Source organism: Brevibacillus sp. NRS-1366, assembly GCF_050467985.1.
On the sequence record NZ_JBITPN010000023.1, the window covers coordinates 54,095 to 79,568 of the forward strand.

At 49.6% G+C, this 25,474-nt stretch carries 21 protein-coding genes; 6 read left to right on the forward strand and 15 right to left on the reverse strand.

Going from position 1 to position 25,474, the window contains the following annotated elements; translation table 11 throughout:
- Window positions 1-2: 2 nt before the first annotated feature.
- From ACIFQN_RS20985 to ACIFQN_RS21035, 11 genes are all read right to left on the reverse strand, one after another.
- The gene (locus tag ACIFQN_RS20985; protein WP_429834983.1) at window positions 3-869 is read right to left on the reverse strand and encodes a branched-chain amino acid ABC transporter permease; all 867 of its coding nucleotides are present in this window, start codon (window positions 867-869) and stop codon (window positions 3-5) included.
- 218 nt (window positions 870-1,087) lie between these two features.
- Window positions 1,088-2,272 carry an ABC transporter substrate-binding protein gene (locus ACIFQN_RS20990; RefSeq protein ID WP_429834984.1) on the reverse strand — a complete coding sequence of 395 codons (1,185 nt, stop codon included), beginning with the start codon at window positions 2,270-2,272 and terminating at the stop codon, window positions 1,088-1,090.
- Window positions 2,273-2,540: 268 nt separating this feature from the next.
- On the reverse strand, window positions 2,541-2,858 hold the full coding sequence (gene trxA / locus ACIFQN_RS20995) for a thioredoxin (protein ID WP_429820444.1): 318 nt from the start codon (window positions 2,856-2,858) through the stop codon (window positions 2,541-2,543).
- A 238-nt stretch (window positions 2,859-3,096) separates the two neighbouring features.
- Window positions 3,097-4,056 (reverse strand): electron transfer flavoprotein subunit alpha/FixB family protein, encoded by a 960-nt coding sequence (locus ACIFQN_RS21000; protein ID WP_429834985.1) that lies wholly within the window; start codon window positions 4,054-4,056, stop codon window positions 3,097-3,099.
- Between the two features lie 20 nt (window positions 4,057-4,076).
- The gene (locus ACIFQN_RS21005) at window positions 4,077-4,844 is read right to left on the reverse strand and encodes an electron transfer flavoprotein subunit beta/FixA family protein (RefSeq protein ID WP_429834986.1); all 768 of its coding nucleotides are present in this window, start codon (window positions 4,842-4,844) and stop codon (window positions 4,077-4,079) included.
- Between the two features lie 51 nt (window positions 4,845-4,895).
- Window positions 4,896-5,669 (reverse strand): enoyl-CoA hydratase, encoded by a 774-nt coding sequence (locus ACIFQN_RS21010; RefSeq protein ID WP_429834987.1) that lies wholly within the window; start codon window positions 5,667-5,669, stop codon window positions 4,896-4,898.
- A gap of 109 nt (window positions 5,670-5,778) precedes the next feature.
- The gene (locus tag ACIFQN_RS21015; protein WP_429834988.1) at window positions 5,779-6,369 is read right to left on the reverse strand and encodes a TetR/AcrR family transcriptional regulator; all 591 of its coding nucleotides are present in this window, start codon (window positions 6,367-6,369) and stop codon (window positions 5,779-5,781) included.
- Between the two features lie 155 nt (window positions 6,370-6,524).
- Complete coding sequence (locus tag ACIFQN_RS21020) at window positions 6,525-8,225, reverse strand: long-chain-fatty-acid--CoA ligase (RefSeq protein ID WP_429834989.1); 1,701 nt, start codon at window positions 8,223-8,225, stop codon at window positions 6,525-6,527.
- 187 nt (window positions 8,226-8,412) lie between these two features.
- On the reverse strand, window positions 8,413-9,405 hold the full coding sequence (locus ACIFQN_RS21025; protein WP_429834990.1) for an LCP family protein: 993 nt from the start codon (window positions 9,403-9,405) through the stop codon (window positions 8,413-8,415).
- Between the two features lie 108 nt (window positions 9,406-9,513).
- Window positions 9,514-10,689, reverse strand: coding sequence for a thiolase family protein (locus ACIFQN_RS21030; RefSeq protein WP_429834991.1), 1,176 nt, complete (start codon window positions 10,687-10,689; stop codon window positions 9,514-9,516).
- A gap of 126 nt (window positions 10,690-10,815) precedes the next feature.
- The gene (locus ACIFQN_RS21035) at window positions 10,816-11,739 is read right to left on the reverse strand and encodes a 50S ribosomal protein L11 methyltransferase (RefSeq protein WP_429834992.1); all 924 of its coding nucleotides are present in this window, start codon (window positions 11,737-11,739) and stop codon (window positions 10,816-10,818) included.
- 378 nt (window positions 11,740-12,117) lie between these two features.
- Between ACIFQN_RS21035 and csaB the strand changes: the two genes are divergently transcribed.
- The gene (gene csaB, locus ACIFQN_RS21040) at window positions 12,118-13,221 is read left to right on the forward strand and encodes a polysaccharide pyruvyl transferase CsaB (RefSeq protein ID WP_429834993.1); all 1,104 of its coding nucleotides are present in this window, start codon (window positions 12,118-12,120) and stop codon (window positions 13,219-13,221) included.
- A gap of 21 nt (window positions 13,222-13,242) precedes the next feature.
- Window positions 13,243-14,091, forward strand: a complete 849-nt coding sequence (locus ACIFQN_RS21045) for a class I SAM-dependent methyltransferase (RefSeq protein ID WP_429834994.1) — start codon at window positions 13,243-13,245, stop codon at window positions 14,089-14,091.
- A 72-nt stretch (window positions 14,092-14,163) separates the two neighbouring features.
- Here ACIFQN_RS21045 and ACIFQN_RS21050 read toward each other — a convergent pair whose 3' ends face one another.
- Entirely contained in the window at window positions 14,164-15,801 is a 1,638-nt protein-coding gene (locus ACIFQN_RS21050) for a putative polysaccharide biosynthesis protein (RefSeq protein WP_429834995.1), read from the reverse strand.
- A 187-nt stretch (window positions 15,802-15,988) separates the two neighbouring features.
- On the opposite strand from ACIFQN_RS21050, the gene ACIFQN_RS21055 reads away from it, so the two are divergent.
- Window positions 15,989-17,365, forward strand: a complete 1,377-nt coding sequence (locus ACIFQN_RS21055; RefSeq protein WP_429834996.1) for a phenylacetate--CoA ligase family protein — start codon at window positions 15,989-15,991, stop codon at window positions 17,363-17,365.
- Here ACIFQN_RS21055 and murJ read toward each other — a convergent pair.
- Window positions 17,340-18,866 (reverse strand): murein biosynthesis integral membrane protein MurJ, encoded by a 1,527-nt coding sequence (gene murJ, locus ACIFQN_RS21060; protein ID WP_429834997.1) that lies wholly within the window; start codon window positions 18,864-18,866, stop codon window positions 17,340-17,342. The genes ACIFQN_RS21055 and murJ overlap by 26 nt on opposite strands.
- A 229-nt stretch (window positions 18,867-19,095) precedes the next feature.
- On the opposite strand from murJ, the gene ACIFQN_RS21065 reads away from it, so the two are divergent.
- From ACIFQN_RS21065 to ACIFQN_RS21075, 3 genes are read left to right on the forward strand one after another with little or no spacing between them, the layout of a single operon-like run.
- Complete coding sequence (locus ACIFQN_RS21065) at window positions 19,096-20,358, forward strand: O-antigen ligase family protein (RefSeq protein WP_429834998.1); 1,263 nt, start codon at window positions 19,096-19,098, stop codon at window positions 20,356-20,358.
- 4 nt (window positions 20,359-20,362) lie between these two features.
- Entirely contained in the window at window positions 20,363-21,991 is a 1,629-nt protein-coding gene (locus tag ACIFQN_RS21070) for a hypothetical protein (protein WP_429834999.1), read from the forward strand.
- A complete protein-coding gene (locus ACIFQN_RS21075) occupies window positions 21,984-22,802 on the forward strand; it encodes a hypothetical protein (RefSeq protein WP_429835000.1) in 819 nt (272 codons plus the stop codon). Before ACIFQN_RS21070 ends, ACIFQN_RS21075 begins: the two co-directional genes overlap by 8 nt.
- A 66-nt stretch (window positions 22,803-22,868) precedes the next feature.
- Here ACIFQN_RS21075 and ACIFQN_RS21080 read toward each other — a convergent pair whose 3' ends face one another.
- Together ACIFQN_RS21080 and ACIFQN_RS21085 are read right to left on the reverse strand one after the other, a co-directional pair.
- The gene (locus tag ACIFQN_RS21080; protein ID WP_429835001.1) at window positions 22,869-24,026 is read right to left on the reverse strand and encodes an MFS transporter; all 1,158 of its coding nucleotides are present in this window, start codon (window positions 24,024-24,026) and stop codon (window positions 22,869-22,871) included.
- Between the two features lie 67 nt (window positions 24,027-24,093).
- On the reverse strand, window positions 24,094-25,449 hold the full coding sequence (locus ACIFQN_RS21085) for a glycosyltransferase family 4 protein (protein WP_429835002.1): 1,356 nt from the start codon (window positions 25,447-25,449) through the stop codon (window positions 24,094-24,096).
- Between the last annotated feature and the right edge of the window lie 25 nt (window positions 25,450-25,474).

Genomic DNA, 25,474 nt, shown 5'->3' on the forward strand with positions numbered 1-25,474 from the left:
CCTTACGCTTTGCGTCCAAATAGTCCTTCTGGTTTCAAGAGCAGAATCACAATGATCAGTCCAAAAGCTACGGCATCCCGATAGGAAGAATCTCCGTAGGCGACCGTAAACACCTCAATGATTCCGAGCAGCACCCCGCACACCATCGCACCGGGAATGCTTCCGACCCCACCGAGGATCAGCACCGCCAAGCCTTTGAATCCGAGCGTCATTCCCATCGTTGGAATCAGCGCAGAGTAAGCCATTCCGATCAGAATACCTGCGACACCCCCCAGAGCAGACGCCAGCATGACAGTAACGACAATGACCATGTTGGTATTGATCCCCAAAATGTTAGCCGTATCCGTATTTTCCGCTGTTGCACGGATCGCTTTACCCATTTTGGTTTTCTGAATCCAAAAATGCAAAACAAACATCAAAACTAATGAAATACCTAAAATAATGAGATCCACACTGCGAATTTGAATGATACCCAAATCAAACGACTTATCTCCAAAAGATTGGGGAAAAGCGCGGGAATCCGCACCAAACAATTTGTGCATCGCTTCTTCTACCAGAATTGCAAACCCAATCGTACTAATCAGGGATGCCAGATGGGGAACATTTTTCTTGCGAAGTGGTCGAAGCGCTGTATACTCCAGAACAAGTCCCAAAATCGCCGATATGACAACTGCCGCAATAAGCGCCACACCTAGCGGCAAGTTCAGGCTGGTCATCAGGACAAGTCCAACAAGTGAACCGAAAATAAAGATTTGACCATGAGCCATATTAATGATTCCCAAGACACCGAAAATAAGAGTATAGCCCAATGCGATTAAGGAATAGGTGCTGCCTACCGTTAAGCCATTGACTAATTGCTGCCAAAACAAACTGCCTCACCTCACTGAAAGTCGTTTAAATCGTTCGAACATTTGGAGTTGTTCTCGCTGGATCAAGAAGCGATAGACCCGGGCTCGTACTTTCTGATCCAGCGAGAAAACTTTACTCCGCCAAAACTGGCGGAGCAGATGGTCAATCTCAAAAAAAAGAAGTAGCCAAACTTGTGCCCTTATTGCAAAGAAGAGCCCGGGGAGCCCGGGCAATCCTCCTATTCAAACGGTACAAACTTCCCGTCTTTTGCAACAACGACTACTGCATCGCCGATTGGGTTGCGTTTTTCGTCAAAGGAAAGCTTGCCGGATACGCCTGTAAAGTCTTTCAGCCCTGCCAGTTGTCCGCGCAATTCTTCACGATCAGCCTTGCCCGCTCCGAGCAGAGATTGCGACATGATGTACAGGGAATCGTAGGCTTGTGCTGCAAATTGGTCAGGCTTCTTGTTGTACTTCGCTTCAAAAGCTTTTACGAAAGCTTGTACCTTTTCATCTTGCTTCTCTGGGCTAAATGGGGTTGCTACAATCAAACCTTCTGCTGCTGGTCCAGCAATTTCAAATACTTTCGGGTTATTGAAGCCATTGCCGCCCAGAATCGTGCCAGTGATGCCCAATTCACGCGCTTTTTTTACAACCATGGAACCCTCTTTGTACAGTGCGGAAACCAGAAGTGCGTCGGGATTTGTTTGTTTCAGCTTGGTCAATTGTGCGGAGAAGTCAACATCGCCATTGGAGAATGTCGCTTCACCGGTAATTTCCAGACCCATTTTTTCTGCAGTTGCCTTCATCACTTTGTATCCGTTCACGGAGAAATCGTCGTTTGATGCGTAGATGAGCGCAACCTTTTTAAAGCCTTGTTTCTCTACCGCAGCTTTCATCGCTGTTGGAATCGCGATAGACTCAGGCAGAGAGTTACGGAACACGTACTCACCGATATCGTTGATTCCTTCGGATGTATTGGAAATTCCAAAGATTGGCGTCTCAGCTTCGTTCGCTACAGGTCCTGCAGCAAACATTTCGCCGGATAAGGTAGGGCCGATAATTGCTACAACATTATCCTGATTAATCAGTTTATTTACAGCATTAATTGCCCCTTCTTTGTCTCCGCCAGAATCTTCAAACTTTAATTCCATCTTGAGTTTGCCTTTGTTCGCTTCGTTTAGCTCGCCCAAAGCCAGCTCCAAACCTGCTTTTTGTGCCTCACCATAAGCAGCTCCAGATCCAGACAGAAATCCAACCACACCAATTTTGGCTGTGAACTCTTGTCCACCTGCACTTGCTTCTTGTTTGGCACCTCCGTCAGTTGCTGCTGGTGCGCTCGTATTGCCGCTGGAACATCCTACCATAAGAACGGCACCTAAAGAGATTGTTGCCAAAGATCGTAATAAATGAAACCCCTTCATTGTAAAACCTCCCTTTTTCTTTCTAAATAAATGGAATACAAGAAGTTTAATCAAAGTATTATAAAAACGCAAATAATTTTCTCTAAGTAAACTTAATTTTTTGACAAACGACCGCTCAGAATTTACTTATGGCTTTGGTCCCTATTTGGCGCCATTACCCATTTGAAACCGCTATCATTTTCCAACCATTCAATCTAGTTTACATATGAAAAGAGCGGCATCTGCACATACATGCAAATACCGCTCTCTGGCACAAAATCCCTTTTCCTTACAGGTGTTTACCTACAGTTGCCATCAGAGCTTCTTTTGGTTGGAAGCCGATTACTTTGTCAACTGGCTGACCGTCTTTGAATACGATCAGGGTAGGAATGGACATCACGCCAAAACGGCCTGCTGAATCCGGGTTGTCATCCACGTTTACTTTGACGATTTTAAGCTGGGAGCCCACTTCACCATCAATTTGCTCCAATACAGGAGCGATCATTTTGCAAGGTCCGCACCATGGAGCCCAGAAATCAACCAGGACTGTACCGCCTTGCTCTACTTCCTGGGAAAAGTTTTGGTCAGTTCCATTAACAATTGCCATGGAAAGTTACCTCCTCAAATTCAATTACTAAAAGGTTCCATACGCTAAACAGTATATCATCCCAAAACCGAAATGACTACGGCGCACAACACTTTCTTCTCACTGTTAGTCTATCCAGCCCGCTCTTCTCTTATCGTTTCCAACGCATTCCAGGGCAAGCTAACCAAGCATAGGGTAAGTGTAAGAGGCAAAAAAAGCGCCCCTAAAAAGGGACGCTTCGCTTCTGAATATACCAGGCTTACACCAACACTTTTTTAAACTCTGCCGTAAGCAATGGCAAAACCTCGAACAAGTCGCCAACGATACCGTAATCGGCCACTTGGAAGATCGGCGCTTCCGGGTCCTTGTTGATCGCCACGATCACTTTGGAGCTGGACATGCCAGCCAAATGCTGAATAGCTCCGGAAATCCCGCACGCAATGTACAAATCCGGTGTAACCACTTTACCTGTCTGACCGATTTGCATCGAGTAATCGCAGTAGTCAGCGTCGCATGCACCGCGAGAAGCACCGACAGCTGCACCCAATACTTCTGCCAGATCATACAGTGGCTGGAAGCCTTCTGCGCTCTTCACTCCGCGACCACCAGAGATGACTACCTTCGCTTCGGACAAATCCACTTTTCCGCTCGTTTTGCTTACAACTTCTTTCACAATCGTGCGCAGGTCTTTAATTTCCAGCTCTACGGGAACCACGACAGCCGTTCTCGATGCATCAGCCGCACCGATCGCAATATTGTTTGGACGAATCGTAACAAAAGTTTTCCCATCAACAAATTTACGTTTTTGGAATGCTTTTCCTGCGTAGATCGGACGCACGAAAACGGGTCCTGCTTCGATGCTCGTTACATCAGACACCAGACCAAAGCCCAGTCGTGCAGCTACACGCGGAGCTACATCGCGGCCAATTGCGGTATGTCCCAAGACCACAGCATCCGGAGCAGCAAGCTCAATCAATTGAACCAACGCATGCGTATAGGCATCAGGTGTGTATTGGGCCAGCGCCTGATGATCTGCTGTATAAACCGTACTCGCACCATACTGACCAAGCACAGCCGCGTGCGCCCCAGGGTTCGCACCAAAAACACCTGCTACGATTTCGCCGCCTTCAGCCAGCGCCTGTGCTGCTGCCAATGCCTCAAGGGACACGTTGCGAAGCTGTCCGTCGCGCACTTCTGCCAATACAAGTACTTTTTTCATGGATATCCTCTCCCTCTCGCTTAGATCACTTTTGCTTCATTGCGCAATAGTTGCACCAGTTCCGACGCTTGAGCTGCCAGCTCGCCAGAGAGAATACGTCCAGCTTGCTTTTGTGCAGGCAAGGATTGATCGACAATCTCCGTTTTCGCCGCTACTTCCTGTACGGACAGACCCAAATCATCTGCTGACAGACGATCCAGAGGCTTTTTCTTCGCTTTCATAATCCCCGGGAGGGAAGGATAACGAGGTTCGTTCAGACCTTGCTGTGCGGTGATCAAAACAGGAAGGCTGGTTTCTACTACTTCCAGGTCCCCTTCAATGTCCCGCTCCACACGTACAGTTGTTCCGTCCACTTCCAGCTTCACTGCGGTAGAAACATGGTTGATACCCAGTTCTTCCGCGAGACGCGGTCCGCCTTGTCCAGCTCCAGAGTCAACCGCCATTTGACCGCCGATAATCATATCGAAGCCGATTTTTTTCACTACGGCAGCAAGTACTTTGGCCGTAGTAAATTCGTCTCCGAACAATTCTTCGTCGTCTACCAGTACGGCTTTATCTGCACCCATCGCCAAAGCCGTACGCAGTGCACTCTCAGCACGGTCAGGGCCAACGCTGACTACGGTTACCTCTCCGCCATGCTCTTCCTTCAGCTTGATCGCTTCTTCTACTGCATACTCGTCGTATGGATTAATGATGAATTCAACGCCATCCTCGGAAATTTGCCCGTTTTGGATGACAATTTTTTCTTCTGTGTCAAAGGTTTGTTTCAACACAACCACGATATTCATCAGGATGCCTCCTCCTATGTGATCCTTCATACTGGTGACGCTATATGTTTTCTACCGATCTGCAAATTGCGGCTTGCGCTTTTCCAGAAAGGCAGCTACGCCTTCTTTTGCATCTTCTGTAGCGAATGCATCGCCAAACAGCTTTGCTTCGTAGTCCAAGCCGTCAGACAAGGAACGCTCTTCTGAGGAGAGGATGCCGTCAAGGGCCAGCTTGAGAGTGACTGCACTCTTTTGCGCGATGGTACCTGCCAGTTTTTTCGCCTCATCCAGCAACTGCTCTGCCGGATAAACCGTTTCTACAAGTCCGATACGGTGTGCTTCCTCGCCACCGATCATTTCCGAGGTGAGGATCAATTGCGTTGCTTTTCCACGGCCCACCAATCGGGGCAAACGCTGTGTTCCACCATAACCAGGAATCAGCCCCAGATTCAACTCAGGCAGCCCCAGCTTGGCTTCATGCGCTGCAAGACGGATATGGCACGCCATTGCGAGTTCTAGTCCACCGCCTAAGCAAGCACCATTAATGGCAGCAATAATTGGTTTCGGAAAACTTTCTATCCGGTCGAACACAGCTTGACCAAACTTTGACATCGCTACAGCTTCTGTGCTTTGCAACTCTGTAAATTCTTTAATATCCGCTCCTGCAATGAAAAAGCGTCCTTCTCCGGTTATAACAATCGCTTTGATTTGCTCATTGTTTTCCCATTGATCCAAAAGTTCGCTCAATTGCGCAAGCACAGATTTGCTGATGGCATTTGCCGGTGGGTTGGTGATCGTTACCACAGCTACGCGATCAACTATTTCCACATTCCAACGCGAATCCATTCCTCTCCCCCCAGACTCTATCAAATAAAGAAACAGCCTTAGCTGAGCGATCGCTCAGTATTACATTTCTCATTGTAACAAACGTTTGCAAGCAAAAAAAGCTTTTCTTTCATTCTTTTCCCTTAATACCTAACAGGAAGAGGTTATAAATGGAATCAACGTGGGAGACAAGGTCGTACTTGCACTGCTTCATGACCCATGATGTCGTCACTTCATCCAAGGTGCCAAAAATCATTTTCCGCGCGACCCGGACCTCGATATCAGGACGGAAAATTCCTTGTTCTATGCCCTCCACGATCACGTCTTCAATCAGATTGAAATACTGCTTCATTACGGTGCCAATTCCTTCGTTAATTTCCTGATTAGATTGGCGCAGCTCTATCTGTGTCACCTTGGCAAACTCATGATCCTCTGCTAATTGGCTGAGATGGGTATGAACGAGCACGTACAATTTTTGCTCGATGGTTGAGGCTTCTGCGATTCGTTTGCGATTGGTTTCTACAAATTGTCCCATCTTTTCGTTGAACAGGGAGATCAAGATATCATCCTTGTTTTCAAAATAGAGGTATATGGTGCCGTCTGCTACCTTCGCCTCTTTTGCAATCTTCGATACTTGGGCGCTGTAATAGCCCTGACGCGCGATCACACGAACAGCAGCATCAATAATGGCTTGATACTTTTCCCCCGTTTTCTTTGCCATACATACCTCCATCTTTACTAGCACTGACAATAAAATGAATGATTGCTCATTCATACACAGTTTAATATACGTACCGATCAGTGTCAAACATAGCTCCGGATAAGAAAACCTCGCCTTCCCATAAGGAAAGCGAGCCGCGCTGCCCTTCATTCCCATCAGCTTGTTTCGACTTCTTCCTCGGCTTCTCGCCGCAATCTGTCCTCGTCTTGCAATTGTCGTCTCAAAACCTTGCCGACGATTGTTTTGGGAAGAGTGGAACGAACCTCGTATTGTCGCGGAATTTTATAAGCGGCTAACCTTTTGCGACAATGCTCCTCTAGCTCCTCCTCGTTTGCGGTTTGCCCATCTTTAAAAACGATAAAGGCTTTAACCGTTTCCCCGCGGTATGGGTCCGGCACACCAATCACCGCTGCCTCCTGAATCGCAGGATGCTCAAACAATACTTCTTCCACTTCACGCGGATAAATATTGAAGCCACCTGCAATGATCATATCTTTTTTTCGGTCTACGATGTAAAAATAGCCGTTTTCGTCCATGTACCCCATATCCCCGGTCAGCAGCCAGCCGTCCTTTAACGCAGCAGCTGTCTCCTCAGGCCTGTTCCAATAACCGCGCATCACCTGGGGACCTTTCACTGCCAGCTCTCCGACCTCGCCTTGGGGAAGCTCCTCTCCTGTGGCTGTGTCGATAATCCGGCAATCCGTGTCCGGCCATGGCAAACCGATACTGCCCGTGATGCTTTTGCCCCAAATCGGGTTTGAGTGCGTCACCGGGGAAGCTTCTGTCAACCCGTAGCCTTCAACAAGCTTGCCTTTCGTCAGCTCCTCGAACTTGTTTTTCACCTCAATTGGCAGTGGAGCTGAGCCACTAACACATGCTTTGATAGAAGACAGATCATGATTTTTTAAATCGGGGTGATGAATGAGTCCGATATACATCGTCGGCGCCCCGGGAAACAGTGTAGGCTTCTTTTTATCGATCATCGTAAAGATCTGTTCGACCTCGTATTTCGGTACAAGAATAATTTCAGCAGCAATCGCGATGCCTTTATTCATGACCGTTGTCATGCCATAGACATGAAATAAGGGCAGTACACCAAGAATCCGTTCCTTGCCCTTTTCGAGCCGGTAAAGGACAGCTTGGCACTGGATGGCATTGGCGATGAGGTTGGCATGTGTCAGCATCACACCCTTGGCTACTCCAGTTGTGCCGCCGGTATACTGGAGCAGCGCGATATCCTCATCGGGATTATTTGACAAGTACACAGGATTGGGATCACAGTCATCTAGAACGGTAAGAAAAGACTCAACATCACCGCCCAAAGCAACTTGTGGATTTTGTCCCTGTTTTTTTTGAACGAGTGGGTACATCATTTTTTTCAGAAAAGGAAGGAAATCACCGATACTTGTGACAATCAGCCGTTTTAATGGAGTGGATGAGCGGACCGAAGACACGCGACTGTACAATAAATCCAACGTAATGATGGTTTCTGCTCCCGAATCGGTAAGCTGGTGAATCAATTCACGCTCGGTGTAAAGGGGGTTTGTCATAACGACGGTCGCACCGGCAAAAAGAGCACCGTAATAGCTGATGACAGCCTGCGGCGTATTGGGCAGCATAATGGCAACACGGTCGCCTTTTTTCACACCGCGCGCAATCAATGCGTTGGCAAATCGGTACGTCAACAGCAAAAGCTCACGATACGTAATGCGCTTTCCCATAAAATAGATCGCAGAGCTATCTGGATAGGTTGCAGCAGACTGTTCTAGAAAATAGGTCAGAGGAACACGGGGGTATTCCAGTGACGGTGCAGTTTCGGGTGGGTAATTGGCTATCCAAGGCTTGGCAATTGACATCGTCATTCCCTCCATCCCTTAAAAGGCCTTGCCTCTCCCCTATGATCAACATTTATAAGCTCTCCCTCTTCTTATTCTATTCGAAAAATAACCAATTTTCCAACTAATTCAGCAAAAAGGAGCATTCACCTTGCAGAACAAAAAAGACGCTGTCTCCACCTCCGACTCGCGTCTTCGTACATATACATTACGGTGTAAGTGTTTGTAAAATTTGTTGATGGACTCTCGCGCGTTCTGCACTTGGGACTAAGTGGTACCAACCGAGAATTCCGTTGTGCCAGATTCGTTCATCCTGCCCTACCAACGTATCGGTCTTGATGGCATTTGGTGTTGGATCGCCATACGACAGCAAGAGCGAGGTAATCTCGAGGTCAGTCAAATCGGTTTTTACATGTTGACCCAAGATCTCCATGAGTGAAAATACTTTGGAATACACCTGTGCAGAGGCCCCCTTTTCAGCGAGTGCCTTGAGAATTTCCTGCTGCCTGGCGATACGTTGGTAATCGCTGTCCTCCTTGCCTAGATCGCTTTTGCGGTACCTGGCATAATCGAGTGCCTGCTCTCCGGATAGAGCTTGCAGACCTGGCTGGATGTCTATGTAGGTTCCATCACTTGGATCACTGTACTTCATCCGTTTCTTCACATCGATTTGAACACCGCCAAGCTCATCGACGATCTGCCGGAATCCATCAAAATCAACCGAGATGTAGCGATCAATTTTTATATCGAGAAACTGTTCCAGAGACTCTTTCACCAGCTTCGTGCCGCCAAACGCCATCGCGTGATTGACCTTGTCAAAACCTTTCCCGGGCAGTTCCATATAGCTGTCCCGCGGAATGGAAAGGAGATAGGCAGATTGCTTGGCAGGGTGCACTGCCGCTACCATCATCGTATCGGATCTGGCCCTCTCCCCGTCTCTGCTGTCCACTCCAAGTATCAGCACGACAAATGGCTTCAGAGGCTCTGTGCCCGTCAAAAGATCCCGCGTGGGCAGGGAGATACCCGCTTGTTTCGCTGTTTCCTTGGCCTGTCCATCTATCGGCATGTACCATTTCTGAGTCATCTGCTTGTACTGGTACGCACCGTAACCTACGGCGAGCAATGCCCCGATAACGAGACAGGAAAAAGTGTGAAAGATAATCTGTTTTTTGTATCGTTTCAAAAATGATAGAAACATCATCAAAAAGCCTCCCCCTTTTGTTGAACCAAAGCCCCCAGCTCGACTCGCTTCCTTCGACAGGGGTTTGATTCCATTTTTAACCGGGGAAGGCTTGTTTAAACGTTGCTTTTAGAATCGTTCGACGACCATCGCCATGCCCAAACCACCACCAACGCACAAGGTAGCAAGCCCACGCTTTAGCTGACGGCGTTTCATTTCATGGAGCAGGGTAATGACAATCCGGCAGCCCGTGGAACCTACAGGATGCCCCAACGAAATGCCGCTACCGTTTACATTGGTGATCTCCCGAGGGAGTTCAAGCAGCTTTTCCACTGCTAAATACTGCGCAGCGAAGGCTTCGTTGACTTCAATCAGCTCGATATCCGCCAACGATAATCCCGCTTTCGCCAGCGCCTTTTTGACAGCAGGAACAGGACCGTATCCCATCAGGTCAGGCTCGACTCCCGCTACCGCCCAGGATACGATTCTGCCAAGCGGAGTAATCCCGAGCTCTCTTGCCTTTCCTTCCTTCATCAAGATGGCAGCCGAAGCCCCGTCGTTCAACCCTGAGGCATTCCCCGCTGTCACTGTGCCGTCGTCGCGAAAGCCTGGCCTTAGCTTGGCGAGGCTTTCCATGGTTACTCCTCTGCGCGGAAACTCGTCCTGCGTGACGAGCGTCTCGTCGCCTCGTTTTTTAAGCGGCACCCCGATGATTTCTTCCGTGAACAGTCCGTTATCGATGGCGCGGATCGCATTATGCTGACTGCGCATGGCGATTTCATCCTGCTGCTCGCGCGTGATGCCATAGCGATCCACCAATCGTTCGGCTGTCTCGCCCATCAAAATTTGATGATGGGGGTCCGTCAGCAAATCCCACATGGCATCCGTCATCTCGCCATGCATGAGTCGCTTGCCCCAGCGCGCATTTTTCAGCACATAGGGTGCGTTGCTCATACTTTCCACTCCCCCTGCGATGACGATTTCGCTGTCACCCAAGAGGATTTGCGACGCAGCACTCACCATAGCCTGCATGCCTGACGCGCATTGACGCTGTATCGTGTAACCGGTCACTTCCTTGCCGAGACCTGCGTCCAATGCGACTACTCGGGCGATATTCGCTTCATCCGAGCGCTGGATGCAATTCCCCAAAACGACTTCATCAATCTGAGCAGCCTCTACTCCCGATTTCGTCAATACTCCGCGAATCACCGTCTCTGCCAGCTTGCGAGCGCTTACATCCTTCAGTACACCACCAAACGTGCCAATTGGCGTCCGTCCGGCAGCAGCAATGACTACGTGCTCCATGTCGTTTCCCCTCCATCATGTTTCCAAAAGGAAGTCCAAAAAGTCGGGAAAACACCCTCCCTTTTGAACTGGTCCTCGGAATGTTTTCTCTATTGTCTCATATTCGAGTTACAACGCTGACTTGACTTACGTTTTTCTTTTCAACAGGATGGTTACCCATTCGTCTGAATACCGTTCTTTTTCTGCGCAAAAGCCAGCTTCTTCATACGCCGCAAGCACGGCCTCACGATTCCAGTCTACGATACCTGAGAGAACAACCTGCCCATCTGGCGCGATTCGCTCTGAAATCAATTCGAGCATGGCAATGATCTCATCGCCCCCGATATTGACCAAGATCAAATCAGCCTGCAAAGGGAGCTGCTCCCGGGTAGCATCCTCCCTCGCATCTCCGATCACAACGCGAACGGCTTCTTGCGGCAACTGATTGTTTAACGTATTGACCCGTACCTGGTACTCGCTTTGCGGATTGACATCTACAGCCCAGACTGGCTGTTTCGCTCCATTCAGGGCGCTGTACACTGTGAGGATACCTGAACCGGCACCGATATCCAGTACCTTTTTGCCTGCGAGATCCAGCTCCTGCAAAAACAGCAGCATGTCCTGGGTTGTTCCGTGATAGCCAGTGCCAAAAGCGGCCCCTGGATCAATCCACAATATATGTTCAGCATCTTCAAGAGATGCAGGATCTGTCCATGTCGGGGCTACCCACCAGTCTCCAATTCTCACCTCACGGAATTCTTCTTTCCATGAGTCGTTTTCTTCTGCTACGATCTCCACTTCTTTTAATGTCACACGGCCATTCCATCGAAGAATATAAGCTTTTAGCCTCGCTACATGTTCTTCCTCGCTATCCTGCTCAGGCTCAAACAAATAACCGACGACAGGACCTTCTGTATTTTCTACATAATCGTAGCCGTTTTCCGTTGTGAGCACCTCAATTTGCGGCTCCATCCAGCCTAATGTGTACGGACTGGTCAGAACTTCCGCAACAAACAGATCCTCAAGATCCGGTTCCACTACTAAGGTGTATTTTAGCCACATGCTTTCCATGCTTCATTGCTCCTTTCCATGTAATCCCGGCTAAATCCAACGCTTGTCCTCTTCGCAGCGGGAGGAGAACCTTTCGTAAGAGAAGAGAAACTCTCACTTTCATCTGCTGTTGGCAAGGATGATAGGATACATGTTATGATAATGGAATGGACTATTTTACCGCAGGGAGGTTAACCATGTTTGACGAATTCTTTTACCGCCGTCGGAAAAACAAGGGACTCTACATTGTCATGATTGCCCTGATTGTTCTCGGCATCGGCATGTTCGCAATGGGCTTCCTCTATTTGTTCTAGGGTTGCTTTACTTCCCCTTGTTTACTCGATTATACTTGAGAATGTATTTTTCCTGTACGTTTGATATAGAAAGAAGGTTCACTCCATGTCGCGAATTCTCATCTCCGGGTACTACGGCTTTAACAATGCCGGAGACGATGTGGTCCTGTACGGCATCATCAGCTCTCTCAAGCGGGAACGACCGAATATTTCCATGGCCGTCTTGTCCAACCAGCCTGATCGGACAGCGGAATTGTTTGGGATTGAGGCATATAACCGCTGGAGCTTCGGAACCATCGTCCGCGAGCTTTCGCGAAGTGACATGCTAGTGATGGGCGGCGGTACACTGATGCAGGACGTAACCAGTCCGCGCAGTGTCCTCTACTACCTGGGCATCGTCACCATTGCCAAGCTTTTGGGCAAACCCGTGGTCTTTTACGCACAGGGGTTTGGACCCATCCTCAAATCGCTCAGTCGCTCCATGATCAAACGAGTGGTGAATCGGGTAGACGTCATCACCGTTCGCGACTACGAGTCAGGGGAAGACTTCAAAGCGTGTGGCGTCAAAAAAGCGCCCATTCATATAACAGCTGACCCTGCTCTTACGATTTCGCCTGATGACATCTCGGACGAGCGCGGCCGTGAACTTTTGCATGGCATGTTTGCCGATCCTTCCAAACCGCTGGTCGCCATCTCCGTGCGCGACTGGAAACAGGAGCAGCAGTTTAAACGGACGATCGCCAAAGCGGCAGACTGGTTTATTTCGCGTGGCTGGAATGTCCTGTTCTTACCCATGCACGTTCCGAGCGATCTGGCTCCATCGAAGCAGATTATGGAACAAATGGAACAACCTGGAGCCCGTCTGCTCGATGTTCCCGTTACCTTTCATGATATCATGTCCGTACTGAAACAGTGTGACTACGTCGTCGGCATGCGGCTTCACTCGCTGATTCTCGCCTGTATGCTACGTACGCCATTTGTCGGTATTTCGTACGATCCAAAAATTGATCGTTTCGTTGAACGTGCCGGTATGCCTAATGCCGGACATATTACTGAGCTGAATGAAGCATCCTTGTTGGGCATGCTTGCCGAACGACTGGACAGACTCCAACAGGAAGTTGACGTGGTAACAGAGCATTCGCGTCTTCTAGAAATTGAAGCTGCCAAAAGCAGTGAGCTCGTGCTTCAGGCGCTTCGCAAAAAAGGCTGACCTGGAAAGGAGGACTACCAAATGTCCGTTTCCTCTCAAGTATTACTTGGTTTAAATCGACTGTTTCCGCTCCCTGTTCATCCATTCAATCTCGCGAACAACGGGGAGATGAGCTATACCGAATGGCAATTTCAAAAAGGGGATCAAACGATTCAGTTCTTCCTCCCCTTTCACTCCCAAGAGCAGATGTTCACAGATAAAACAGTCCTTGATATCGGCTGCGGTGGCGGCGGCAAAACATGCTATTACGCTACCTTCGGCCCCAAAAAAATGATCGGCATTGACATTGTTCCCCATTATGCTGATGAAGGAAATGCTTTTGCCGCCAAAAAAGGATTGGCTGATGTCGTCTCTTTTATGACAGGTGATGCTGCAAACATGACATTTGCGGACAACACCTTTGATACGATCATTATGAATGACGCAATGGAGCACGTAGGCGAACCGGAAAAGACTTTGGAAGAGTGCTTCCGTGTCCTGAAGCCGGGCGGACATCTCTATATCAATTTTCCGCCTTATTACCATCCATACGGTGCTCACTTGTCCGATGCTATTGGCATTCCTTGGGTCCATTCCCTCTTTTCCGAGCAAGCCCTCATCGACGCTTACAAAAAGCTTGTACGTGATTTACCGGATGGCGCTGACCGGATCTCATTTCGCTTTGACAAACGTCCAGACGGTAGTGAAACGATCTCTTATATCAATCAAATGACGATCAAGCGTTTTCGCCGGATCCAGCAAGGTGTAGTCCAGCCAGCCGTTTATGAGCGCGAGATACCACTTCGCAATCAATTGAAAGGATTGGCACAACTACCGGCATTCCGCGAGTTCTTTGTCAAAATGGTCGTATGTGTCTATCAAAAGCAATAAAACGTGAAGGCCCCTTCCTCCTGATCTTGGAGAAAGGGGCCTTCGTTCATTTATACGACTATGGTTCATGCTTTACTGCGCCTTGGACGATGGCTGCTTCTTTCGAATGGCATTTATGAAACTACGCAATTTGTTGCCCCCAGGAAGCCAATCCAGCTCCTTGTCTTCAATCAATGGAATGAGCAGTAATAGTCCCAGATAGACGATTAGCCCTACACCCACCCCTGCCATCGTTTCCATCGCGCCCAGAAGACGCACCTTCTCCTTGCCTGCGAGCAGGAATCCAGTGGCCTCTGTTGCCCCCCATGCCAAAAGCAGCATCAGGTTGGCAACCAATAGCGGATACAACGTGTCGAAACGCCAGTTGATCGGTACGACAACGAGCTTCTTGATCGCCCGCATGTTGAGTACACAGACAAATGCGGTCGCACACAACCAGGACAAGGAGAGTCCGTCCATCCCCAAGAAAGATGTGAATAACAGCGTCGCCGCCACCTTGACCAATACACCATAAAGCAAATGAAGGGCCGGAATTTTTTCCTTACCAACACCTTGCAATATCCCGTTGGTAGCGAGCAGAAGAGACAGAGGAATCGCCGTAACGCCCAGAATGGCCATTGCACGCGTTCCTTCCATATCTCCATAGAGTGCGAGATTGGCTCCCTCTGCTACCGCTGTGAGACCGAGCCCTGCTGGCAAACCGATGAGCCAGGCGAAGCGAAGCGACAGCTTGGTCAAGGTTGTGACCCGTTCTCCATCGCCTTGTCTCTTTGCCTCAGCAATAGCAGGGACAATCGAGAGGGCAATCGACGAACCGAACAGACTCGCCATCTGGAGAAGCGGACCGCCCCGGCTGTAAATCCCGAACCACGTATCTGCTGTCAAGCCATCTACATTCCATATATAACGGAAAATATTGATCGCAAGAAACGAATCAGTCAGGCTGAAAATCGGAATAACCAGTGCACTGACACAGATCGGCCAGGCAATACGCCACATAGATTGGAAAAAGGACAGGTCATACCACCAGTCCAGCCGCCTCCACTGCGCCCCCACAAATACCGAGCTTTTGCGATTATGAAGCCACATGAGAGAAGCGAGAAAACCAAGACTTAAAAACGTACTGATCATCGTCCCAAAATTGACGCCCGTGATGACCGTATCTGTATCTTCCCCTAGCGAAACCAGATACAAGGAAGCAATCAGGATGAATGCCACACGTAACGTTTGCTCAACGATTTGGGAAAGACCGACATACAGCATTTTTTGGTGGCCGTAAAAGAATCCGCGAATAACCGCGATCAGAGGCACAAACAACAAGGAGAGCGAGATTGCACGAATCGGCTCAACCAAGTGCGGATTCCCCATCAGCTTGGCCATCAAAGGAGAACTCACATACAGGATTGCAAACAAGACAATCCCGATCCCCCCCATCATGACCATGCTGCGGGCGAGAATTTGGCCAACAGAGCTCTGCTTCCCTTCTGCCAGTGCTTCCGCAATCACTCTGGACAGCGCTACGGGTACACCCGCTGTGGCGAGAATCAGAAAAGTCAGGTAGAGCGGATAAACCTCCTGATAAAGTCCCAGGCCGTTATCTCCCACAATCTCCTGAAGCGGAATTCGATAGAACATCCCGATAACTTTTGACAAAATCCCCGCAATGGCTAAGATCAATGCGCCAGCGAGAAAGTGACTTTTTTTCAACATGGGTAACTCCTTTACTTATATCCCCGACTTGAGTCTTACCCCAACCTATATGAACTCATTCTCTATCCTACTATCAAATGCCCATTCCAGCAAACAGGTATAACGATGGAATTTGGCAGGAATACTGGTGAAAAACAGATTCCAACGACTTCTTTGAATCGTCTGCCTGTAAACGAGGAGGGTATTCATGCCGATAACCGGATTTTTCATTCGTCACCTGCAGTGGCCGTTGATGGAGATGCTGAAGGAAAATCGTACGCGCCATTATTTACAAGATTTGCGATTAGCCCAAAACTTGGACAAGGACGTACTGTTGGACAGACAGCGTCTAAAGCTCGGCAAGCTTCTCCAACATGCTGTGCAAAACGTACCCGCCTACAAGGAATTCGCAGCGGAATGGAAAGAGCGAAGTGACTCGCCCGAACGCTTTTTGCAACGTCTGCCCGTTTTGACCAAGAATCACTTTCGGTTACATGGTGATCAGTATCTTACTGAAGGCGTCCCACCTCATAAGCTGATCAGCAATCGAACCGGCGGATCTACTGGCGAACCTACTCGTTTTTTCCTCGAACGCGCAGCCGTGGAACGATATGAAGCCGCTCGCTGGTTGGGCTTATCCTGGCACGGCATCCAAATGGGGGACCCGTGCGTCATGATTTGGGGTTCCCCTCTTGAATTAAACCAGCAGCAGGCTCGCCGTTATCGCTGGAAGGAACGCTGGTTAAAAAACAGACTCCTGCTCTCTGCCTATGCGCTAGATGAGCGGCGCCTCGAAACCCATCTGCGCTTCATTCAACGATTTCGTCCAACTTATTTATACGGTTACACCTCTGCACTGCACACGCTGGCGCAGATGATGCTGGACCGTGGGTGGACATTAGGCATTCGGCTCAAAGCCGTCGTATCCACTGCCGAAACCCTACATGAGCATCAGCGAAAAACAATCATGAAAGCCTTTCAAGCTCCTGTGATCAATGAGTACGGCGCCCGAGACGGAGGAATCATCGCCTACCAATGTCACGCCGGGCATATGCACGCATTTAGTGACAACTGCTTTCTCGAAGTCGTTGACCCGATTACGCATATTCCTGTCTTTCCAGGGAAGACTGGCGCTTTGCTCGTTACTGACCTGCATAACACCGTCATGCCCCGTTTACGCTATCAGGTGGGTGATGTCATCGCCTTCTCACAGGAAGAGTGTTCTTGCGGGATCAACTTCCCTCTTCTCTCAAGCATTGACGGCAGAGAGGACGACATGTTCATTGCCCAAAATGGCCAGTATGTACACGGCCATTATTTCAATCACATCGTACGTAATTTGGACAGCTTTCGGACCTTTCAACTCGTACAGCATGAGCCCCGTCGCTTGAGTCTCAAGCTGGTTAAAGAACCGGATCGCTATTTACCAGCGGATGAAGCGCGGCTCTTGGCCGGGATCCGTTCCGCCCTGGGTGATGTACACATACAAGTCGCCTATGTCGACCACATCCCGCTCTCCCCTTCTGGAAAAATGCGCTATGCGATCAGGGAATGTCCGCTTATGAACGCCCTCCCGCTGGAGTAGCTCGTTTTCGCACTTTTTGGAGCAATTCCGCTACCAAGGGCTCTCGTAAAATTGTGAGTGCCAGTACATAAAGAAGGGCCCCTCCTGCGATTCCGATCGGCAAATACAGCCAGACCGACAGTTGGGATAACCATGGGTCTACCAGCATAATCGCTCCACCCATGATTGCGCAAGCTGCAATCGTTTTTGCCATCGTCTTAAGAAAGCTTCCTTGTACGGGATTTCCTACAGTTCGCCAAAGCATCAAAAACAATAGAAGAGCTTGGCTCACTGCCGATACCGCATTGGCCAGCGCGATACCGCCATGTCCCATGATGGGAATCAAGAGCCAGTTGGAGGCGATGTATACCCCGATGCCGATCGCTCCAATGATCACCGGCGTCCGCGTGTTTTCCAACGCGTAAAAAGCGCGAGTCAACAAATCACGGGCAGCCAGGAAGTACAGACCGAGACCGTAAAAAGGCAATGCCCAAGCGGTAAGTAGAACAGAATGCTCGTCGAATGCTCCTCGTTCAAAGGCAAGTCGTATGATCGGCTCCGCGTACAAGGCAAGTCCAACAGTAACAGGTACCAATAGAATAAAGAGATAGGCAAGTCCTTTTTGCAGGATTTGCTTCATCTCTGCCATCTCGCCTCTCTTTACGTGGCTGGCCAATAGCGGGAACAACGGCAGCGTAAATGCCCCGACAAAAATAGCCATCGGCAATTGAACGATCTGGTTTGCATTGGCGAGAGCAGATATAACTCCCGTCCCGACTCCCTCGGCAAACCCCCGCTCCAAAAAGGTAGTCGCCTGCGCCACGACAGCGCCAATCAAAATCGGGATGACGCGCTCTCCCATTCCTTTTAAAGAAGCATCCTCTCTCCAGGCAAACGATAACCGGTGCTGGTAACCAAACCCACGGAGAGTCGGAAGCATCGTCAGCATCGCTGCCAAGTAACCGATTGAAGTAGCCATCGCCAGCCCATTGGGGCCGTAAATCGGAACCAACACATACATGCTGATTATGACCAAGGCCCCATTCGCCACAGTCCCGAGAGTCGGTGTGAAAAAATGCTGGTGGGCATTGCATATACTCGACCACAGCCCGGTTAATCCAATGAAGATAGCAGATGGCCACATCCATTGGAGCATACTAGCTGTCAGCTCCAGCTTTTGTCCGGTCAATCCAAACATGGCAGCAAGTTCATGAGAGAAAACGACGCCTAATGCGGCAATTACCGTGAATAGGACTAATATGATCGTCAGCAGCTTGTGATAAAGTCCTGTGGTGCGTTGTTCTTTTTCCATTAGACCGCGCATGGTCGGAATCAGTACCGCGTTTACGGCTCCGGGTATAACCAAAAACAAGGTCATCGGGATTGTGACGGCGATATTAAAAGCATCCGCCTCCATTCCAGTACCGTACAAGCTGGTAACATACACCGTACGGAAAAAGCCCAGAAGTCTTCCAACCAGCGTCAGCATGACAATCATGGATGCAATTTTTAGCAAACTCATGTACCCAATCTCCTATCCCTAGTAAAAAACTCTATCGAAGCCTAAAAGCCTGTGCGCCTAGAAGCGGCCTCGTCCCATTTCGTGCCCTTGAAAAACAGTTCAAACACCTTGTAATCATATCTTATTTCTACTATTCCTACCAACCTCTTTCCGCCCGGCTTGCTACTTGTATGATGGATTCATTATAATGGATGGGTTAATCCCTGCGTGTAGGAGGACTACAAACAAAATGAGAGAAACCGTGTTGAAGTGGGGAAGCCAATCAACCACCTGGTTGTATCTATTATTGGCCTATCCGGTAATTGATTTCGTCATGCGGAAAATTCTACCGATTCCAGTCGTTTCGTCTTTTTGGGACGAGGCTTTGCTGATCGTCCTGCTGGTGTTTACGTTTGGTGCTTTTTTACAGACCAATCGAACAATGCCTAGCATGAAGCATTTGCTCGGGGCTTTTTTTGTCCTTGGTATTGCCTTGATGGTGACAGACATGGCGAACTGGAGCGCAAGTGTAGAGGGATTCCGCTCTGTCTACCAGTACATCATCGCCTTTTTGATGGGCTTTTATTTATTGAAGTCTGTTGAAGATCTCGACAAGTTCATGAAAGGACTTGCTATCATCGGCTTCGTCGCTGCTGCTTACGGAGTCATGCAGGTCGTACTCGGTGTGAAAACACCAGAATCGTGGGTACAAGAAGGAGAGGCCATTACCACTCGCGCTTTCTCCTTTGTCACCAGCCCGAACGTCTTAGGTAGCTATATGGCGTTAATCGCACCTGTTGCTGCTGGTCTGTTTGTGAAAGCCGCGAATCGAAAAGAGAAGTTGATTTGGGCTGTCGTCACACTGACAACCTTGCTTGCTTTGCTTTTGACCGGCTCTCGTGGAGCCTGGTTCGCGCTGGCGCTTGCAATGTTTGTTTGCTTCTACTTATGGAACAAACGCATTGCCGGTTATCTCGTATTGGCTGGGATCATCGGGGTTGTGGCATTGTTCTTTGTGCCAGAATCGGTGCCGATGGTAGGTACTGTCAAGAACCGTATCTTTACCTTGTTTACGCCGGAGTATTTCGAAGCTAGCAGTGAAGGCGGACGAATCGGCCGTTGGGGAGAAGCTTATGACAAGATGCGAATTGAGCCCCTGTTTGGCGTCGGGCTTGGCCATCACGGTGGAGCAGTCGCCGCAAGACAATTTGGCACGATTTATTCTGACAGCTACTTCTTCAAGAGTCTGGCGGAATACGGCTTAATTGGGATCATTCTGCTGATCGGCCTGGTCATATCCATGCTGCGCTATTCTGCGCGAGCCGTACGCAAGCTGCAAGATTCGCCGCACTTCTTCTCCGTACTGGGGCTATTTGGCGGGTTGATTGCGGTAGCGACACACAACCTCGTGGAAAACATTTTTGAGGTGCCATTTATGTCCCTCTATTTCTGGCTGTTTGGCGGCTTTTTGTGCGCATTATTCGCCGACCAGACACAATCAAAAAGGTGGTGAACCCATGCGCCGCAATCCTATTCTATCTACGCTGAGCTGGGCTCTGTACGCCATTGCCCTGCTTATGATTTACCACTTGATCATCAAGCCTGCGTTCCTTGATCTGACCTGGATCGCTTTGCTTGTGTTCTTGCCATTGCTCGCTTTTTGCTACTATGTCATTCACCCGTCCGAACGGCGCCAGGTGATCGTATTTACCATCGGCTTTCTGCTTTTGGATCGAGCTTTGACCCGAGTAGATGTAAAAACGACTGCCGCTCTTTTGATTGGCGGAGCAGTTGCGGTCATTGTCATTGCCCTTTTGGTCAAATGGTATGGACGCCTGAACTGGAAAGCCGTCGGGTCCCTCGTGCTCATCGCTGTTTTGGCGAACGTCACGTTTAACCGGGATACACTGACTGCCTTGAGCCATTTTACCGTTCAATACGAATCGGATCGGCTCTACAATGGCGCTTGGGTCGATTACTTCCCGATGACGCTGTACGACGTCGACGGCGATGGCAAAATGGAAATCATCACATACGGCAACGCCGAGGAGCTTCCATTGCCCGAAAAGGCGGAAAAGCCAGAGACAGACGAGGAGAAAAAAGCGCTGGCAGAAAAACTTCGCCATTTGCAGCCTGAACCTGTTTCCCTCTATGTCATGACCTGGAAGGACGGCAAAATGGTGCGCATGCCGAACGATCAGATCCCGGCAGAAACCATGACGCTGATCAAGGAGAAGCTGCCAACGGATTACCCGGGCTTCCCGTACTACACGATGAAGGACGACCAGCTCGTTCCAAACGTGCAAAGACAACCGTATTCGGAAGGCATGATGCAAGCCGGGACAACGCCATACCGCGCTTTCGCGCTCGATATGAACCATATCGCAAGCATGCTTGAGCAAAACAAAGGCAGCATGGATGTCCGCCATGAGCTGGGGACGAAGTACAAAGATCTGCACATCACAAACGGCATGCTGACCGGAACATACGATGGCAAACCATTCGGCGGCTCGACAAAGGCCACCAAGCTGCTGACGACCATGATGTTGCCCGATGGACGCGAAGGGCTGATTGTCCTCGGCGAGCATCTCAGTGTGCTGACTGTCGAACCGGATGGCACGCTGACAGAAGCGTACAAGCTGACCCGCAAGGAAGCGGAGCTCGCCACAGGGGAATTCATTCCTGCCGATATCGACCACGACAAAGTGGACGAGCTACTCGTTGCAGGCAGACCTTCGTACATCCTGAAGCCAAAATTGGACGGCACGTGGGACATTTTATGGGCAAGCGCAGAAAGAGACAAGACCTTCCGCTTCTCCAACTTCGCCGCGATCGGCAGCGACCAAACTCCTGAGATCGTTGCCAAGGCGAGAAGCTGGGTGAGCACCACAGACGCGCGTTATCTTTCTGGCTATGACTACACTCCTGAAGGCTTGAAGCAAAACTGGCGCATTTACATGCCGCTGATCAACGTCCAAATCGGTGACATCGACGGCGACAAGCAAAATGAAATTATCGCCAGCATGGAGAATACGCATCGCATTCTCGTGTTCAAGCAGCACAACATTCCGGTATTCGTGCTGACCATCATCCTGTTCGTGGGACTGCTCGGATACGGAGTCGTAAGGAGGTTTCGCCATGCGTAAAAAGGCAAAGGCATGGGCACTGCTCGCCGCGATCTGCGCAGCCTCCCTGCTCAGCGGCTGCACGTATGAATCAGGCACAAAAGCATTCGCTACCACCAATTTCGATACGAAGCCGGAGCAGACGACAACGGCTCAGACCGAGTCTGCTGAAAAATGGCTGAAAACAGCCCTAGAAAAAGGGAAAACGGAAAAAGACGCGCAGGCCTTCTGGTACAAAGGCTATGTGATCAACAGAATCCTCTCTCGCTCGACGACAAGCATGTTTGACGGGGCGGTCCTAAACGGCAAAGGGTACAATGTCGGCACACGCATCGCAGCACAGCCGTATACGTATTACCGCATCGACGACAAGCGTTACATCCGCGCCAACGAGTACTGGGTAACCGCCCCGGACGAGCCGCTCGAATTTGACGTGCTGAAGGGCTTTGAGGATTGGTTACCCTTCATGGATAAGGCCGTTCAATTGCCGGACGAAAAAGCGATCGGTGTCGTCTGCGTTCCGTTCCAGTTGAAAATGACAGGTGCGGACTGGCTGAAAAACAGTCAAAGCCCCCTGTTTGAGCCATTGAAAAAACAACTGGGCGATCGGCCTGACCTCGACTACATTTTGAAGGAATCCACGATCAAGACGACATTCTGGTTCGGCAAGGAAGATCGCTTGATCCACCAATACGAGACCTGGATCATCCTGCCCCTGCCAGAAGCAGGCACGATGGACCAGCAAGTCAAGTTCAACCTATACAAGTATGGCGATACAGGAGGCATCAACATCAAAGCTCCTGAAGAAGTGGAAAAGTATTTGTTGTATTAAGCTCCATTCTGCAAAAAAAAGTGGCCTACTGCAATGTTCTTGCGGCAGGCCACTTTCCTCTTTTATCTAACTTCCCACACCACCCATGCTCCCTTTCGACTTCCAGAGCACGATACTGTATCCAAGGGCGACAAAAGAACACGTCCCCATCGCCAAATAGAGTGCAGCGCCCCCAAATTGCTGAAACATCCAGCCACCTGCAATCGACCCGATGATCCCGGAAATGCCGAAGAATAGTACCGCCAGTACGGTCTGCCCCGTCGCCTTCCACTCCTCCGGGATAATTTTGTACAAATACTGAATGGTGGCAGTGTAAAAGATGACGAAGGTAATGCCTTGCATCAGTTGCAAGTAAACAACCCACCCGGCTGAGGGGACAATCGCACAGAGAAAGTAACGAATCGTATAAAGAGCTGAGGCAATCATAATCAATTTGATTTCACTCCAGCGGTTTAAAATACGGGCACTTATGGCAAAGAACGCCACCTCGCTCATCGCCGCCAAAAACCAGGCTTGCCCAACATCTCCTGTCGTTCCTCCAAGACTTTGTACATACACTCCAAGAAAGCTGTCATTCGTCCGATGCGGGGTAGCCGCAATCAGCACGAGCAGAAAAAAACGCAGTGTCTTTGGATAGAGGAAAAACTGCTTCAGCTCTTGCCAGGAAAGCTTTTTATTACTCGCGGGAGCATCAGAGACGATCAGAATGAATAGAAAAGCCAGTACCCCGTAGCCCAGAAAAAGCCACACCAATTGCTCCATTCCTACTCGATCGATCGTCCACCCGATGAACAGGGAAGCCGTTGCATAGCCAATCGCCCCAAAGGTACGAATCGATCCAAAGCTGATGCCCCTCATCTCGGCAATCCGAAAATTAAGACTCTCTGTCAGCGGATCGGTCGGGAGCAGAAAAAAATACATGGCCCCTACGAGAAGAAACAAAGCGGAAAAAGGGGCAGAAATAAACAAGAGGACACCTGCAACAATGGAGAGGCCCAGTGTTAATAAAATAACCCGCTTGATCGTTTTGTAGCGGTCGCTGACCATTCCCCAAAATGGCTGGGACAAAATGCCGATGAATGAGCCTGCTCCAATCAAAATCCCGATTTGCGCTGGTGTTATTTCCCGAAAGGATAGGTAAACCGGCAAAAACGAAATGAAAATAGACAACAAAGAAAAATAAAAGAAGTTATAAGCACGCAAACTATGTATTGCCGTTTTCATCTATCATCTCACCCGACCTAGACAAAATACCCCGCAACCATGTGCGGCTGGCGGGGCTTGTCAGTTTTTATGTGGTAATCAGTTCTTCCATGAGCTGTGCAAGCTGTCTGGCTTGCTCGCGTCGCTCGTACGGCCTTACCCTTTCCGCAAAGTCTGAACCTCGCTCTTCACCGCTCGTTTGGCCGTCAGCCTTCCACTCTTTGTACAGTTCCAGGTATGCGTGTTTGATCGCATCCTTTTGTTCGGGGTCAGCCACTTGTCCCAGGCGGAAATTCTCGATGATCTCTGTTGCTTCGCCGGGTTTGTTCAGGGCGAGGATCGGCTTGCCGATACCCATGTATTCATAGAGCTTCCCGGGAATATAAGCACCCGCATCAGCAGATACATCTCCGATCAGCAAAAGCGCATCTGCTCCTTTCATCAATCCCAATGCCTCTTTGTGCGGCAGGTTTCCGAGTAGCCGTACGTTGTCTTCTAGTCCGAGCGCTTCTACACAATCCCGGTTTTCGGAATAACCGGGATAATCAAACACGCCAGCAAAGCTGAGGAGTACGTCCTTCTGATCGACTTCGCCCGCATCAATCAGTTCGCGAATGGCCTGCAGGAGAAGGCGCGGGTTTCTTTTTTGGTACAAGATTCCTGCGTATACGCAATGAAATGTACCAGGTGCCTCATGGCTCGGTGCCAATCCGTCAAAATCCCCCTGGTCAAACCCATTGTAGATCAGCTCCATACGCTTGATGCGCTGCTGATGCTTCCCCTGAAAATTCGCGGCAAACGTAGCCGTTACCGTCGTTACCGCGTCCGCCTCGGCCATGACGCCCTCTTCCATACGCTCTTCCATTCTTTCGCGCCATGCAATTCCTGATGTGTGCATGTTCTGTGTCCACGGATCGCGGAAGTCAGCTACCCATTTGCACTGAAATTCACTAGCGAGCTTACGAGCGACAAGATGATTGGTCACTGGTCCTGATGTCGAGAAGATCATGTCAATTTTTTCACGGCGCATAATTTCGCGCCCCAGCTTCATTGCTCCCGGCATCCACAAAATTTGATCGTCCGGGATCATGAGGTACGGCTTTACCTTTTTGAGTACATTCACAAGCTGCTTTTTCAGCGCCGATTTCACAGAAGACCGCGATGCATTTGCACCGGCTGCAGAGACTACAGGGGCAGACGCAGCAGCTTGTCCCCGCTTAGGGAACAGAGGCAATTCCTTTGCGCGGTGAATCACAACATCGCTAGGCAATTGCGCCAAGAGAGAAGGATCTAAGGTTGCATGGTAAACAGGGTCCACTGTCAATACATGAACCTTCCAGCCAAACTCCCCCAAATATTTAGCCATTTTTAGAGGTCTTGGTACTCCGCCTCCACCGATGGGGGGAAAGCCGTAGCATATAATCAACACAGCGTGCGTATTCATTTCGTAACCGTCCTTATCCTTTTCA